This window comes from Gymnodinialimonas mytili (genome assembly GCF_037544085.1).
Taxonomy (GTDB): domain Bacteria; phylum Pseudomonadota; class Alphaproteobacteria; order Rhodobacterales; family Rhodobacteraceae; genus Gymnodinialimonas; species Gymnodinialimonas mytili.
This window is the reverse complement of sequence record NZ_JBBIFW010000003.1, coordinates 330382-346097: the sequence shown is the minus strand read 5'-3', so window position 1 is coordinate 346097 and position 15716 is coordinate 330382. Positions and strand designations below refer to the sequence as shown.

Genomic DNA, 15716 nt, shown 5'->3' with positions numbered 1-15716 from the left:
GACGGGTAAACTGAACTGAGGTGCGCGATGATCACCGTATTCCGCAGCGCATGGGCGCTTTTGCTGGGCATGTTTCTTCTGCAGATTGGCAACGGTTTGCAGGGCTCTTTGATGGGCGTGCGCGGTGCAATCGAAGGCTTTTCAACCTTCGAATTGTCGCTGATCGGCTCGGCCTATTTCGTCGGCTTCCTGGGGGGATCGCGCGTGGCGCCCCGCTTTATTGCGCGGGTGGGCCATGTGCGGGTCTTCGCGGCGCTCGGCTCGTTCATCTCGGCCATCGTGATCTCCTACCCGATCATCACCGATCCCTACGCTTGGATGGCACTGCGGGTGGCCATCGGATTCAGCCTGTCGGGCGTTTATGTCACTGCGGAAAGCTGGCTGAACAATTCCTCGACCAACGAGACCCGCGGCCAATCGTTGAGCGCCTACATGCTGATGCAGATGTTTGGCCTGGTGGCCGGGCAGGGCATCCTGGCGGCGGGCGATCCGTCGGGCTGGCTGCTGTTTGTGATCCCGTCGATCTGCGTTTCGCTCAGCTTCGCGCCGATCCTTCTGTCGGCGGCGCCCACACCCACGGCTGAGACGACCCGGCCGATGTCGCTGCGCGCGCTTTATGACAAATCACCCTTCGGCGTGATCGGGATGTTGTTCATGGGCGGCGTGTTTGCGGGCCAATTTGCCATGGCTGCGGTCTATGCGACCGAGGTTGGGCTATCGCTGGCGCAATTGTCGGCCTTCATCTCGTCGTTCTTTATTGGGGCGATTGTGTTTCAGTACCCCATCGGCTGGCTGTCGGACCGGATCGACCGGCGATTGCTGATCATCAGCGCCTCGGCCTTGGGCGCCTTGGCCGCGCTTGGCGGCGTCTTTCTGGCGCAGAGCTATATCGCTCTGCTGATCCTGGCGGCACTGTCCGGCGGCCTTGCGCAGCCGCTTTATGCGCTGCTGATCGCCTACACCAATGACTACCTAGAGATTGAGGATATGCCCGCCGCGTCCGGGGGCCTGATCTTCGTCAACGGGATCGGCGCGATTGCGGGCCCGCCGGTGATGGGTCTGCTGATGGGGTGGATGGGGCCGGGCGGCTTTTGGTTGTTTTTGGCAGTCGTCCTAGGCTGCGTGGCAGTTTATGGTATGTTCCGGATGAGCCAGCGCCAATCGGTCTATGCGGAAGAATCGGATTACGATGCCGTTCCCTACGCCTTGGTGATGCCGGGCACGGCCTCGCCGGTGGCGGTTGAGGCGGCGCAAGAGCTTTATGTTGAGGCAGCGGAGGAGATGGCCAGCGACGCAGAAGAGATCGATGGGGACGACACTTCAAGCCCGGAAGGGGCACGTATATGACCAAAGCTGCCGAGATTGTTGCATTCTGGGATCAGGCCGGACCTGACGCCTGGTACACACAGGATGACGCCTTCGACCAAACCATCCGAGATCGATTTGGCCAGGATTGGGAGCGCGCCCGGGCCGGGGAATATGACGATTGGTCCGCAAGCGCCGAAGGGGCGTTGGCGCTGATCCTGCTGTTTGATCAATTCCCGCGGAACATGTTTCGGGGGGATGCGACGGCCTTCGCAACCGATGACCAAGGCATCGCCGTAGCCCAGCATATGCTGGATGAGGGCTGGGATCAGGAGGTGGACGAGCCCATGCGCCAATTCGTCTACATGCCTTTCATGCATTCCGAATTGCCCGCCCATCAGGATCTGTGTTGCGCCTTGATGGAAACCCGGATGGAAATCGGCAACAACGCGCTGCACGCCCATGCTCACCGGATGATCATCGACCAATTCGGGCGGTTTCCTTATCGCAACGATGCTTTGGGGCGTGAGACCACACCTGCCGAGCGTCGGTTTATGGACGAGGGCGGGTATGCAGGCATTTTACGCCAATTGCAGCGAAAGACGGCGTAGCGTTTCGATGCCATGCGTTCCGTGCAACCCCGACTGCGACCTAGCGTCAATTGTCGCGCTTTGGAAAGTAGTTTAACGTTGAACAAATTCGAGATGAGACCGTGCCCGGTAGGAGGAACCCCCCAATGGCAGCACAGAATTTTGACGTTATCGTAATCGGCGCAGGCCCCGGCGGATACGTGGCGGCGATCCGCGCCAGCCAATTGGGCCTGAAAACGGCGATCGTCGAGCGTGAACATATGGGGGGCATTTGCCTCAACTGGGGCTGCATTCCGACAAAAGCAATGCTTCGGTCCTCTGAGGTCTTTCATTTGATGCATCGGGCCAAGGAATTTGGCCTCAGCGCCGATGGCATCGGCTACGATCTGGACAAGGTGGTGGATCGGTCCCGCAAAGTGGCCAAGCAGCTTTCGGGCGGTGTGACGCACCTGATGAAGAAGAACAAAGTCACCACATTCATGGGGGCGGCTACGATCCCCGCCAAAGGCAAAGTGTCGGTCAAGACAGATAAGGGCACCGAAGAGCTGACGGCCAAGAATATCATCCTGGCCACCGGCGCGCGGGCCCGCGAATTGCCGGGGCTGGAGGCCGATGGCAAACGCGTCTGGACCTACAAGGCCGCGCTGACCCCTCCGCATATGCCGAAGAAGCTGCTGGTCATCGGCTCGGGCGCCATCGGAATCGAATTTGCCAGTTTCTATAATACGCTCGGTGCCGATACGACGGTGGTCGAGGTGATGGACCGTGTTCTGCCTGTTGAAGATGAAGAGATTTCGGCTTTCGCCAAGAAGGCATTTGAAAAGCAGGGTATGAAAATCCTCCAAAAGGCGATGGTCAAAAAGCTCGACCGTGCCGCGGACAAAGTGACGGCGCATATCGAAATTGGCGGCAAGGTCGAGACACAGGACTTCGATACCGTGATCTCCGCCGTCGGGATTGTGGGCAATGTCGAGAATCTGGGGCTTGAGGCGCTGGGTGTTAAGGTCGACCGGAGCCATGTGGTCACCGATGAATTCTGCCGCACGGGGGTTGAGGGGCTTTACGCGATTGGTGACATAGCCGGTGCGCCCTGGCTGGCCCATAAGGCGTCGCATGAAGGCGTAATGGTCGCCGAGCTGATCGCGGGCAAGAACAATGTCCACCCGATCAAACCCGAAAGCATTGCGGGCTGTACCTATTGCCATCCGCAGGTCGCGTCCGTCGGCCTCAGCGAGGCCAAGGCGAAAGAGAAGGGGTATAAGGTCAAGGTTGGTCGCTTCCCCTTTATCGGCAATGGCAAGGCGATTGCCTTGGGTGAGCCCGAGGGTCTGGTGAAGACGGTCTTCGATGAGAAAACCGGCGAGCTTCTGGGCGCCCATATGATCGGCGCTGAAGTGACCGAGCTGATCCAAGGCTACGTGGTTGGTCAGAAGCTTGAGACGACCGAAGAAGACTTGATGGAAACGGTCTTCCCACATCCCACCCTCAGCGAAATGATGCACGAGTCCGTGCTCGACGCCTACGACCGCGTCATCCACATCTAACCTTCGAAAAATTCAGGAATGCGGGCGCCCGTGATCGGAGCGCCTGCATCCATTCCGGTATATGCCCGCCGGTATTCTGGCCATTGTCGGTTCATTGGACGCCTGCGGCGCTTTTTTAAGCACAATTTTAGGGCGATCTCGCCTTCTTTTGGCGGTTTTCCGCTGAAATGGGGGCGTTAACAATTTCGATCACCGGTGAGGGCATTCTTTTAGGTGTTCTGATTTTACGGGGTCAGCCCGCGGCTGGTCGTTTCACTCACGGCCCTCCATTGTACATGTAGGACTATGCCTATGAAGCTGCGTTTGAGCTTGGTTGCGCACGCGACCACGCACGCGCCGTGCAACAGGGCTGGCGCTGGCACGCAAGGCCTCGGGATCAGGTGACTGATCGCGGGGGGCAGAGAAGGGCTACGCGTCCGCCATCGGATATGGCATTGAACCAACCGGTTGTCGGCACGCTGCATCATCGCCGATCGTTTGATCGCGCTGGATTTGACCGCGCGGCCAATGTGGGGCCTGGCTCTGCCGCCATTCGCTACACTCACGGGTAAAAAATACCGGCGCCGAGATCTCCTCGGCGCCGGCCATAAATCGGGAGGTGATTGCTCAGTTCACCGTAATCGGTGTCTCGGCAATCACCACGCGATCCTGATCGACGAAGTACCGGATCACATACGCGCCGGGGCTGTCGGGCATGGTCAACGCCGCGGGCGATCCGGCTTCGGTATCGCTGTAGCTTTCCCACCGGGCGCTGCCATCAGCGCCAGCCCGACCAATCGCGATAAAATCCCCATCGTAGTTGGGTCCAGTCCAGGCCACATCCACCACACTGCCCGCTTCTGCACTTGCCGGGGCGGAGAGAGTGGCGGGGATCTCGGTCAAGTCCAGCGTGACCGTCTCCACATCCACGCGGTCCTGATCGATGAAATACGTCACCTCATAGGTGCCAGGCCGCGGCGGGGTCAGAAGCCGCACCGGGTTGCCTTGATCGACGGCGATGTAATTGTCCCAGTGTGCGCTGCCTTCGGCGCCGACCAGGCCGATACCGATGAAGTCGCGCGGATAGCCCGGCCCGGTCCAGCCCACATCGATGGTCGATCCGGCCACCGCGGTGCTGGGCAGGGTGAGGCTGGCCGCGGGTGGGCTCAACTCGATCACGGCGGTCGCTATATCTCGTCTGTCCTGATCAATGAAATAGGTGATCTCATAGGTGCCAGCGCGCGGCGGAGTTTGCAGCCGTAGCGGGTTGCCTTGATCGACGGCGATGTAATTGTCCCAACGCGCACTGCCTTCGGCGCCGACCAGGCCGACGCCGATGAAGTCGCGCGGATAGCCCGGCCCGGTCCACCCCACATCGATGGTCGACCCAGCGACAGAAGTGGCCGGGGCGGTGATGCTGGCGGCCACATCGGTCACCTCGATCTGAGTGCTCGCCAGGGGCGTGTTGCCCGCGGATTCGAAGAAGCTGATCTGGTAGGTGCCGGGGGCTGCGGGCAACAGCAGTTCCGCCGGGTTGCCATCGCTCGCACGGACATAATTTTCCCACCGGGCGGAGCCTTCGGCGCCGACACGACCGATGCCGATGAAATCACGACCCGTTGCAGGCGCCGACCACACCACTTCGATCACTGAGCCCGCGGGCGCATTGGTGGGCGCTGTGACCGAGGCCTCGCTTTCGGTCACAACGATGGTTTCCCGCGCGATCACTTCGCGGCCCTGGTTCATCACATAGCGCAGCTCATACGTCCCGGGCTCGGCGGGCAAGCGCAGGGTGATATCCGGCGTATTAGCGTCGACTTCGGCGCGCACAAATGCATCGTAGCCGTGGCTGGTACGGTCATCGGTTGCGTAGATCCCGATCCAGTCCCGCGGATAGGCGGGGCCGGTCCAGCCGAAGCTCACCTCCGTGGCCGCATCCAGGCGGTCAGGCACGATCAGGCTGGCCTGGGCGGGTGTGATGACAATTGTAGCGCGCGCCAGAACGGTGCGACCCTGGGCCATCACATAGCGCAACTCATAGGTGCCCGCGCGGGGCGGGAACCGCAATTGAGCCGTGGGAACACCGCGTTCGACTTCGACACGGCTGACAGCGTCATAACTGTGGCTCGTGCGGTCATCGGGGGCGTAGAAGCCGATCCAATCGCGCGGATTTGCTGGGCCGGTCCAGCCCACCTCGGCCATGGAGCCTGCCACAGCGGTTTCGGCGACAGTGAGCGTGGCGGTGACCGGTTGCACCTCGACCGTTTCGCTGGCCAGAACGGTTCGGCCTTGGTTCATCACGTAGCGCAGCTCATAGGTGCCGGGTTCGGGCGGATAGCGCAGGCGGGCCAGCGACTCACCGGCAATAACCTCGACACGGCTGATGGCCTCGTAGCTGTGATTCGAGCGGTTCTCGACCGGGTAGAAGCCGATCCAATCGCGGGGATTGGCGGGGCCTGTCCAGCCCACTTCGGCCTCGGCCCCTGCCGTGCCGGGCGCAACGGTTAGCGAAGCACCGACAGGCAGCACTTCAATCGTCTGGCGTCCGATCACACGCCGATCCTGGGCCATGACATAGCGCAATTCGTAGGTGCCCGGCTCCGGCGGATAGCGCAGCTCGGCCACTGGCGTATCGGCGGCAACCTCGACGCGGCTGATCGCCTCATAGGCGTGATTGCTGCGGTTCTCGACGGGATAAAAGCCGATCCAATCGCGAGGATTGGCCGGGCCGGACCAGCCCACCTCGGCCAACGCGCCCGCCACGCCCCGGGCGGGAGTGGTCAGCGTGGCGCCGATATCGCTCACCTCAATCGTAGCCATGGCAATCGTCACGCGGTCCTGGCTCATCACATAACGCAGCTCATATGTGCCGGGCTCGGACGGATAGCGCAGGGGCAGATTGGGGCGATCCGCCTCGACCTCGACCCGCGTGAAGGCATCGTAGCTGTGATTGGTGCGGTCATCGACGGCATAGAAGCCGATCCAGTCGCGGGGATAGGCGGGACCGGTCCAGCCGACCTGGAATTCCGCCCCGGCGACACCAGTTTCCGGGACCGTCAGGCTGGCGGCGACGGGCGTCACCTCGACCGTCTGGCGGGCAATGACCGTGCGGTCCTGATTCATCACATAGCGCAACTCATAGGTCCCGGGCCGCGCGGGATAGCGCAGATCGCGGGTCGGATTGGTCTCATCCGCGATTTCCATCCGGGTCAGCGCGTCATAGCTGTGGCTGGTGCGGTCATCGACCGGGTAGAAACCCAGCCAATCGCCGGGATAACTCGGCCCGCTCCAGGTGACCTGCGCGATAGACCCAGCGACACCCGTCGTCACGTCGACCGAGGCAGGCACCGGCAGCACCTCAACCGTTGCGCTGGACAAGACCTGTCGGTTGTTCTCAGACGAGATGTAGCGCAGTTCGTAAATCCCCGGCGTCGGGGGCAGGCGCAATTCACCCGTCGCGCCGTCGAGATTGCGCAGATCAACGCGGGTGATGGCGTCATAGTTGTGATTTGTGCGGTTCTCGGGTGGGTAGAAGCCGATCCAATCGCGATCCGCCCCCGGCCCGTTCCAGCCGAACTCGATCAGCGATCCGGCCACACCGGACGCCACCGTGGTGATCGAGGCGCGCGGCTGGGGCGCGGGGAAGACGACCACGATCTCACGCGGCTGGTCCACCACCACGAAATCCTGCGTGACCTCGATTTCCTGGGCCGTCCAATAGGCGGTCACCCGATAGGCGCCGCGGGGCATCAGGAAGGTTGCGGGATTGCTGGTGGCGGGATTGCTCATCAACGGCTCAACATCCCAGACAACCGGATCGGTGATGGGCAGGCCGCCGATATCGCCGATCCGGGCCACAAACGTGACCTCGACCGCGATGGCTGGCAGGTCGATGACGACTTGCTGCGGCGTGCTGGGCTGCACGGTAAAGCGCGCCTCATGCATCGTGCCTTGGCTCACCCGTTCCACCTGCAGGCGGTAGTCGCCTGGCAGAAGCGCGACATTGCCGCCGGGGGCCTGCAAAGGCCCGAACAGAGCGTTGCCGGAGGCGTCAAAGAGCGTCCAATTCAATTGAGATGATGGCGTCGTGCCATCGGGCATGACCCGGGCCGAGAAGGTGATCTGGCTGGTCTCAACAATCGCGGGCATGCCGACCACGATCAGATCGGTCTGATCCTGCACCACACTGAAGGCGGTCTGGTAGGTGCGCGGGCCCTCGGGCTCGTCGCGGGTGGCTTGGGCAACGTAACTGCCGGGCATCAGGCCGACATCAATGGCGGGCGATTGCACACCGGCGCTCAGTACATTGCCCGCGCCGTCCAGCAGCGTCCAGGTGATCGGGCGTGTGGGATAGGTGCCTTCGGGCAGGATTTGCGCCTCAATCCGCATCTGTGTGGGTGTCGCGGCGACTTCAACAACGGTTTCAAGGGCTTGGCTCAGCTCGGCGGCATTGTCGGCGGTCAGGAACAGCCCGCCTGTATTGTCGGCAATACATTGCATCTGCGCGCGCGCCTCAGGTTCCGAGGCGACGTCAAACCCGATCACATGGGCGGTGAAGGCGACGCCCGATTGCTCCAACTCGGTTGCGATGGCGCAGGGATCTGGGTTGCAGTTTTCGATCCCGTCGGAGACCAGGATCACGGTCGCGGCCTCTTCGGTGTGACGCAGGCTTTGCGCGGCGGCAATCACAGCATCGGTCATCGGCGTGCGACCGCGGGGATTAATGCTGTTCACGGCCTCTAGAATGCGGTCCTGGGTGAAGGGCGCAGGCTCGACAATGGTTTCGATATCGCCGCAGGATCCACGTTCCCTATGGCCGTAAACCGTCAGGCCTAAGCTCACATCATCGGCCATCTCCGCCAGCATATCGCCGATCACATTGCGGGCGATAACAATCTTGTTCACACCGTCAATCTGACCCCACATCGAGCCTGACCCGTCCAGAACCAGGATCGTATTGGGCCGGTCCGCCGATTGGGAAACAGCCGCAAAAGGAATAAAAATCAGAGTGATAAGCGTGAGGATAAAGGCGCGCATCAAAAAGAATCCGTTCTGGTCGCAAGATAAAGGGGCAGTACGGGCGATAATGTCCGTTGGGTCACGCTAGCGTGAAAACAGGTGCTGGCATAGGGCGGGAATTCCGGTATTTGGGTGGAGCACACGCTTCTTGTTGCCTGTATTCAGGACATTTTTATGACTTCCGACCGGACGCCCTGGCCGCTGATTGCGGCCCTTTATGCGGCTGGCCTTTTGGCCGGTGCGCAATTCACCAAGATTTCGCTGACCTTGGACGGGTTGGCCGAGACCTATCCGGGCTGGAACGTGGCCTTTGCGGTGTCGGGCGTAGCGGTGGTCGGGCTGCTCTTTGGTGTGATGGCGGGCGGCGTGACCGCCAGTATCGGGCCGCGCCGGGCGATCCTATGGGCACTGGCGGCCTCGGCCACGGTCAGCCTGTTAGAGGCGTTGCTGCCGCCGTTTCCGGTCTTCATGGCCCTGCGCGTCATCGAGGGCGCGGGCCACCTGTTGCTGGTGGTGGCCACGCCAACCCTGATGGCAGGCGTGGCGGCGCCCAAGGATCGGGCTTTGGTCATGGGATTATGGGCAACGTTCTTCGGCGTCAGCTTTTCGCTTACCGCGTTGTTTGCCGGGGACAGTATAAGCATGGCTTATGCAGCGCATGGGTTACTGTCTCTGCTTATATTTCTGCTGCTGTGGCGAATGTTGCCCCCGGGTGTGGTGATGGCGCGGCGCCGGCTGCCGCGCCTGTCCGATCACATCACGATCTATCGCACGCCGCGCCTGTTCGCGCCCGGCCTGGGCCATGGCATCTATGCCAGCCAATTCCTCGCCTTGGTCACGTTCATGCCTGCGGCCCTGATGGCGCCCTGGCTGGCGCCGATCCTGCCGGTGGTCAGCATCTGCGGTTCGTTCGCTGCGGGCGCTCTGGCGCGATGGGTCTCGCCGGGGACGCTCGTCTGGACCGGCTTTCTGGGCCTGGGCGTTCTGTTTGGTGCCACAATCGTCGCGGGCGGCGCGGCGCCCTATATGCTCATCGTGGCGATGGGCTTCAGCGGCATTGTTGCGGGCGGGGGATTTGCCGCCGTCCCTTGGCTGAACGGCAGCGACGAGGACCGAGCCTTGTCGAACGGCGCGCTGGCGCAGCTGGGCAATATCGGCACCTTCGCTGGAACGCCCATTTATGCGGCACTGGCGCCCGCAGCCTATCTGCCGGTGGCGATTGGCGTGTGTTTGGTGGCAGCCTGTGTCACCGGCCTGGCCTACAAAGCGGCACGTTCTTGAAACGTTCTTCATTTTCGGTTGGAGACTCACAGCCACTCGCCTATGTTTCGTTGGACGGTTAACGGGGGCCTCTATGCCAGAGCTAAAGCAGATCGAAGTGCGCGGCGCACGCGAGCACAACCTGAAGAATATCGATCTGGATATTCCGCGTGATCAGTTGGTGGTGGTCACTGGCCTGTCGGGATCGGGCAAGTCGAGCCTGGCCTTCGACACGATCTATGCCGAAGGGCAGCGGCGTTATGTGGAATCGCTCAGCGCCTATGCGCGGCAATTCCTTGATATGATGGAAAAACCCGATGTGGATCATATTGCGGGGCTGTCGCCTGCGATTTCCATCGAGCAGAAGACAACGTCGAAAAACCCGCGCTCGACTGTCGGCACTGTTACCGAGATTTACGACTATCTGCGCCTGTTGTTCGCGCGTGTCGGTACGCCCTATTCCCCGGCCACCGGTCTGCCGATTGAGGCGCAGCAGGTGCAGGATATGGTGGACCGCGTCATGGCAATGGAGGAGGGCACACGCGCCTATCTGCTGGCCCCGATCGTTCGCGACCGCAAAGGGGAATACCGCAAGGAATTCCTGGAATTGCGCAAGCAGGGTTTCCAACGGGTGAAGGTGGATGGGGAATTCCACGATTTGGATAACCCGCCGACATTGGACAAGAAGTTCCGCCACGATATCGACGTGGTGGTTGACCGCATCGTGGTGCGCGAGGGCACCGAGACGCGGCTGGCCGACAGTTTCCGCACGGCGTTGGATCTGGCCGATGGCATCGCTATCCTGGAAACCGCACCAAAAGAAGGCGATCCTGAGCGCTTCACCTTCTCCGAGAACTTTGCCTGCCCGGAAAGCGGGTTCACGATCCCGGAAATCGAGCCGCGCCTGTTTTCGTTCAACGCCCCCTTTGGGGCATGTCCGTCCTGTGACGGGCTTGGCGTGGAGCTGTTCTTCGACGAACGGCTGATGGTGCCTGACGCGGCGTTGTCTTTGGAAGACGGCGCGATTGCCCCCTGGCGCAAGGGGAAGTCCCCCTATTTCGTGCAGACCATCGAAGCCATTGCCCGGCATTATGGATTTGATGCCAAAACCGCTTGGAAAGATCTGGACAAGAAAATCCAGCAGATTTTCCTGCGCGGGTCGGGTGAGGAGGAAATCAAATTCCGCTATGATGAGGGCGGGCGCGTCTATCAGGTGGAGCGGACCTTCGAAGGTGTCATCCCGAATATGGAGCGCCGGTATCGCGAGACGGATAGCGCATGGATCCGTGAAGAATTCGAGCGGTTTCAGAACAACCGGCCTTGCGGCGATTGCGGCGGCTACCGCCTGCGGCCCGAGGCACTGGCCGTGAAGATTGGTCGGGGCGACAGGCTGCTGCATGTGGGGCAGGTGGTGCAGATGTCCATCGCCGAGGCATTGGAGTGGATAGACACCGTGCCTGAGGCGCTGACCTTGCAGCGCAACGAGATTGCCCGCGCGATCTTGAAGGAAATCCGCGAACGGCTCGGCTTTTTGAACAATGTAGGCCTGCAATATCTGACACTCAGCCGGAACGCGGGTACGCTGTCGGGTGGGGAATCGCAGCGGATCCGGCTCGCGTCGCAGATCGGCAGCGGCCTGACCGGAGTGCTTTATGTGCTGGATGAGCCCTCGATCGGCCTGCACCAACGCGACAATGACCGCCTGCTGACCACGCTGAAAAATCTGCGGGATCAGGGCAATACCGTGATCGTCGTCGAACATGATGAAGAGGCGATCCGCGAGGCCGATTACGTCTTCGATATCGGCCCTGGCGCGGGTGTCCATGGCGGCGAGATCGTGGCCCAGGGCACGCCGGACCAGATCATGGCGACGGAGCAATCGGTGACCGGCGATTACCTGGCCGGGCGACGCGAGATTGCCGTGCCCGCAACCCGTCGCAAAGGTAACAAGAAGAAGGTGAGCGTGGTCAAAGCCACCGGCAATAACCTGCAAAACGTCACCGCCGACTTCCCTTTGGGCAAGTTTGTGTGCGTGACGGGTGTGTCTGGGGGCGGGAAATCGACTCTGACCATCGAAACCTTGTTCAAGACCGCTTCTATGAAGTTGAACGGGGCGCGGCAGACGCCTGCGCCCTGCGAGACGATCAAGGGGTTGGAGCACCTCGATAAGGTGATCGATATCGACCAGCGCCCCATTGGGCGCACGCCGCGGTCGAACCCCGCCACCTATACCGGCGCCTTTACCCCGATCCGGGATTGGTTCGCGGGCCTGCCGGAATCGAAGGCGCGTGGGTACAAGCCCGGTCGGTTCAGCTTCAACGTGAAAGGCGGCCGGTGTGAGGCCTGCCAGGGCGATGGCGTCATCAAGATCGAGATGCACTTCCTGCCTGATGTCTATGTGCAATGCGAAACCTGCAAAGGCGCGCGCTACAACCGCGAGACGCTGGAAATTCAGTTCAAAGGCAAAAGCATAGCCGACGTTCTTGATATGACGGTTGAAGATGCCCAGACATTTTTCCAGGCGGTGCCGAGCATCCGCGAAAAGATGGATGCGCTGATGCGGGTGGGCCTGGGCTATATCAAGGTGGGTCAGCAAGCCACGACGCTATCTGGCGGCGAAGCGCAGCGCGTGAAATTGTCGAAAGAGCTGGCGAAGCGCTCGACCGGGCGCACGCTTTACATCCTGGATGAACCCACAACGGGCCTACATTTCGAAGACGTGCGCAAACTGCTCGAAGTGCTGCACGAATTGGTAGATCAGGGCAATTCGGTTGTGGTGATCGAGCACAATCTGGACGTGATCAAAACCGCTGACCATCTGATCGATATCGGCCCCGAAGGCGGCGATGGGGGTGGGCAGATCGTGGCGAAGGGCACACCGGAACAGGTGGCCGAGGTCGCCGAAAGCCATACGGGCCGTTACTTGGCGCCCATGTTGAAGGCGCGCAAACACGCGGCGGAGTGATCACTCCGCCGCGCGGTATTCTACTTAGCGACGCATCCGGCGGTGGACGCCCAGGGCGCCCAAACCGCTCAGCAGCAGGACAGCGCCAGCGGGCAATGGCACCGGAGCAACCTCATTGGACACGTCGACATAGCCTCCCACAAAGAAGGTGAATTGCGTTTCCGTGTCACCCGAGGCGGGCAGATCGAAATTGTAGACGAAGGGTTCGTTAATCGCGGTGCCAACGGCAAACTCGTCTTCGAACCCATCCAGTGCCTCGCTATAGATCGAGGATCCATCGCGGAAGATGTTGATATAGGCGCCCGATGCGGCGGTGCCGCCCACCATCGGATCGATGGCCTGCGTGATCGACATGGCGATGTCGAAGGTCAGCGAGATCGACTCGGTCGACGCGCCGCGATTGGAAAAGGTCCAGACCGCGCGACGCTCGCCTTCGGCAAAGACGGAGCCCGCTGAGTTGACTGCGCCTTCGGCCGATAACCCGATCTCGCCCATGTAATTGGGATTGGTGTCGGGAACGAAGCCACCATTGCAGCAAACGCCGGGATTACCGTCATCGCCGGTGATCAGGGTAAAGTCGCCCGAGGTGATGATCGTCTCGGAGCCGGGCAGGTATCCCCCTTCTTCGTATAATTCCTGGGCAGGCGTCGCTTGCAGCGTGACACCGACCAAGGCGTCGAAATTCGCAAATGTCGCTGCAGAGGCTGGGGCAGACAGGGCCAGGATGGCCCCGATAAAAAAAGGTCTAAGCATAAAAGTCTCCAAAAAAATAATGGTCGGAAATCGACCGAAAGAAAAACCAGACCCGGCGCGCTGCCGGACCGGCCAACGATCTAAAATGATCATGCGCATATGCTGAGGGGATGGGCGTTTCGGGCCAAGTCAGGCATCCCTTACGTTCCAGAAACGTCGGCTTGTTCCCGCCGATGGCATGGTGTTGAGTGCTGCAACGCAATCCGATCGATCCCAATTATGCCAGCGGATCGAGCCACGCGTGGGCTCAGCAGAGCGATTGTCAGAGACGCGGATCTATTGGTGCGTTTAGGCTCTGATTTGGATTTGATAGCCTGCAATATTGCAATGTAAATCCGATTCACATATGTGTGGAGCGCGTCAGCTCGCGACGCAGCATCAGAGGATCAGATTATGAAAGCGCTTATCGCAGCAACCGTTGCACTCGGGGCAACGGCAGGGATGGTTATGGCTGAAACCAGGATTTATGACATCACAGATTTCTCGCGCATCGATGCAAGCAGTGGCCTGGATGTCCGGGTGGAGGTTGGCGGTGCATTCCGGGTTGAGGCCGAAGCCCTGAGCGGGGATTTGGACCGGCTTGAGGTCGACCGGGTCGGTGATCGGCTGGAGCTTGGCCGACAGATGTCCGTAGATCTGTTCAGTGGCACGCGAGAGGACCGGTTTCGAGTGACGGTGTCGCTTCCACGACTTGAAGCGCTTGAGTTGCGGTCGGGCAGCAGCGCTGCCGTGACGGGGGATGCCATCGGGTTGGAGGCGATTGCGGTGCGCTCCGGCGCGGATCTTGCGGTTGCGGCGCTGACAAGTGACGCTTTGTCCGTGCAGGTCGCCTCGGGGTCGGCCACAACTTTGGCGGGTAGCTGTGCGGCTCTCAGCATCGAAGCCACCGGTGGGTCCAGTGTCGAGGCGGCGGGTCTGACATGTGACCGGGCCGAGATCGAGGCCCGGAGCGGGTCCAGCGTCGAGGTGATGGCGACGGGCGCGGTCACGGCGCAAGCCCGAAGCGGGGCGAGCATCGACATCCATGGCGGCGCATCGGTCAACGCATCCGAACGTTCAGGTGGATCGGTGCGCCGACGCTAGCTGTTACGCACCATCAGCCGCTCAAGCCCATGGAAATGATAGATATCTGCGTAGAGCGCTGGCTCGGCCAAGATCAGGTCGGGGCGACGCTCGAATAGGATTGGCAGGGCGATTTGTAATTCCAACCGGGCGAGCGGGGCGCCAACGCAGAAATGCAGCCCGGCCCCGAAGGCCAGATTGGCGGGGCCGCTGCGGCCGGGCTGAAAGGCGCCGGGGTCGGGATAGGCCTCCGGATCGCGGCCGGCAGCGGCCAGCAGCACGCCCACTTGATCGCCGCGTTGAAAGCTGTGGCCCTTCATCTCGATTTGCTCATAGGCGTAGCGGGTGAACAGGTGCAGCGGCGGGTCGATCCGCAGGATTTCCTCGACGAAGGGGGCGGGGTCCGCTCCGGGCCGGTGGCCGTCTTCCAGACAGAGTTTCAGGCCGTTCCCCATCGAATGAACGGTCGCCTCATGCCCGGCATTCAGCAGCAAGATGCATGTGGTGATCAACTCATCGGTGGAAAGCTTTTCACCGTCTTCTTCTGCGGCGATCAGGCTTGAAATCAGGTCATCGCGCGAAGTTTTACGTTTTTCGTCAACATAGCCGCGCATGAAGGCGACGAAATCCTCGGTCGCCTCTACCGCGGCGTCTTCGTCGGCGCGGCTACGGCCCGCCTGATACATCATGACCATCGCATTGGACCATTTGAGCAAGTCCGGCGCCATCACTTCGGGCACGCCCAGCAGACGGGCGATGATGGTCACCGGCAGCGCGCGGCAGAACGTATCCAGCAGATCGTGGGCGCCGTCTGGGAAGGCGTCGATCAGATCATGGGTCAGCTGCGTGATTTCGGGCGCGAGCGCCTTGATCCGGCGTGAGGTGAAGGCGCGCAGGACCAGGCTGCGCAGGCGCGTATGGCGGGGCGGTTCCAGTTCCAGCATCGAATGGGTTTCGACGGCATAGAACGGTTTGAGGTGATCTGGGATCGGTAATGCCTCGACAGGCTCGCGCCCAAAGCGCCGGTCGCGCAGGATCGCGTTGCAGGTGGCATGGGTGGTGGCGATAGGAAGGTCGTAATCCGCCCAGAACACGAGGGGCCCGGCGGCACGGGCGCGGTCGTAGAACGGGTAGGGGTTCTGGACGAAACCTGGCTCTGTTGGAGATTGGGTCAGGCGTGGGATGGCCAAGGTTGCATGCCTCCGGCGGGGGTATTTGGAGCCAATGGAAAACAGGCGC

General features: G+C 61.3%; 9 protein-coding genes. 6 read left to right on the top strand and 3 right to left on the bottom strand.

Annotation, left to right across the window (positions count from 1 at the left end):
* Positions 1 to 27 precede the first annotated feature (27 nt).
* The 3 genes from V8J82_RS15925 (at position 28) to lpdA (ending at position 3439) form a co-directional block, all read left to right on the top strand.
* Entirely contained in the window at positions 28 to 1347 is a 1320-nt protein-coding gene (locus V8J82_RS15925; protein WP_339976453.1) for an MFS transporter, read from the top strand.
* The gene (locus V8J82_RS15920) at positions 1344 to 1916 is read left to right on the top strand and encodes a DUF924 family protein (protein ID WP_339976451.1); all 573 of its coding nucleotides are present in this window, start codon (positions 1344 to 1346) and stop codon (positions 1914 to 1916) included. The genes V8J82_RS15925 and V8J82_RS15920 overlap by 4 nt, the downstream gene beginning before the upstream one ends.
* A gap of 125 nt (positions 1917 to 2041) precedes the next feature.
* Positions 2042 to 3439 (top strand): dihydrolipoyl dehydrogenase, encoded by a 1398-nt coding sequence (gene lpdA / locus V8J82_RS15915; RefSeq protein WP_339976449.1) that lies wholly within the window; start codon positions 2042 to 2044, stop codon positions 3437 to 3439.
* Positions 3440 to 4045: 606 nt separating this feature from the next.
* Here lpdA and V8J82_RS15910 read toward each other — a convergent pair.
* The gene (locus tag V8J82_RS15910) at positions 4046 to 8455 is read right to left on the bottom strand and encodes a VWA domain-containing protein (RefSeq protein ID WP_339976447.1); all 4410 of its coding nucleotides are present in this window, start codon (positions 8453 to 8455) and stop codon (positions 4046 to 4048) included.
* Positions 8456 to 8611: 156 nt separating this feature from the next.
* Between V8J82_RS15910 and V8J82_RS15905 the strand changes: the two genes are divergently transcribed.
* Positions 8612 to 9718 (top strand): MFS transporter, encoded by a 1107-nt coding sequence (locus V8J82_RS15905; protein ID WP_339976444.1) that lies wholly within the window; start codon positions 8612 to 8614, stop codon positions 9716 to 9718.
* 73 nt (positions 9719 to 9791) lie between these two features.
* Positions 9792 to 12662, top strand: coding sequence for an excinuclease ABC subunit UvrA (gene uvrA, locus V8J82_RS15900; RefSeq protein ID WP_339976442.1), 2871 nt, complete (start codon positions 9792 to 9794; stop codon positions 12660 to 12662).
* Between the two features lie 24 nt (positions 12663 to 12686).
* Here uvrA and V8J82_RS15895 read toward each other — a convergent pair whose 3' ends face one another.
* Complete coding sequence (locus tag V8J82_RS15895) at positions 12687 to 13415, bottom strand: VPLPA-CTERM sorting domain-containing protein (protein ID WP_339976439.1); 729 nt, start codon at positions 13413 to 13415, stop codon at positions 12687 to 12689.
* Between the two features lie 393 nt (positions 13416 to 13808).
* Between V8J82_RS15895 and V8J82_RS15890 the strand changes: the two genes are divergently transcribed.
* Positions 13809 to 14498 (top strand): GIN domain-containing protein, encoded by a 690-nt coding sequence (locus V8J82_RS15890; RefSeq protein WP_339976437.1) that lies wholly within the window; start codon positions 13809 to 13811, stop codon positions 14496 to 14498.
* Here V8J82_RS15890 and V8J82_RS15885 read toward each other — a convergent pair.
* The gene (locus V8J82_RS15885) at positions 14495 to 15661 is read right to left on the bottom strand and encodes a cytochrome P450 (RefSeq protein ID WP_339976662.1); all 1167 of its coding nucleotides are present in this window, start codon (positions 15659 to 15661) and stop codon (positions 14495 to 14497) included. The two genes, V8J82_RS15890 and V8J82_RS15885, sit on opposite strands and share 4 nt — an antisense overlap.
* Positions 15662 to 15716 lie beyond the last annotated feature (55 nt).

Bases quoted from the DNA above. Each gene is read 5' to 3' on its own strand.
- V8J82_RS15925 (WP_339976453.1), top strand. From the start codon at position 28: ATGATCACCGTATTCCGCAGCGCATGGGCGCTTTTGCTGGGCATGTTT.
- V8J82_RS15920 (WP_339976451.1), top strand. From the start codon at position 1,344: ATGACCAAAGCTGCCGAGATTGTTGCATTCTGGGATCAGGCCGGACCT.
- lpdA (WP_339976449.1), top strand. From the start codon at position 2,042: ATGGCAGCACAGAATTTTGACGTTATCGTAATCGGCGCAGGCCCCGGC.
- V8J82_RS15910 (WP_339976447.1), bottom strand. From the start codon at position 8,455: ATGCGCGCCTTTATCCTCACGCTTATCACTCTGATTTTTATTCCTTTT.
- V8J82_RS15905 (WP_339976444.1), top strand. From the start codon at position 8,612: ATGACTTCCGACCGGACGCCCTGGCCGCTGATTGCGGCCCTTTATGCG.
- uvrA (WP_339976442.1), top strand. From the start codon at position 9,792: ATGCCAGAGCTAAAGCAGATCGAAGTGCGCGGCGCACGCGAGCACAAC.
- V8J82_RS15895 (WP_339976439.1), bottom strand. From the start codon at position 13,415: ATGCTTAGACCTTTTTTTATCGGGGCCATCCTGGCCCTGTCTGCCCCA.
- V8J82_RS15890 (WP_339976437.1), top strand. From the start codon at position 13,809: ATGAAAGCGCTTATCGCAGCAACCGTTGCACTCGGGGCAACGGCAGGG.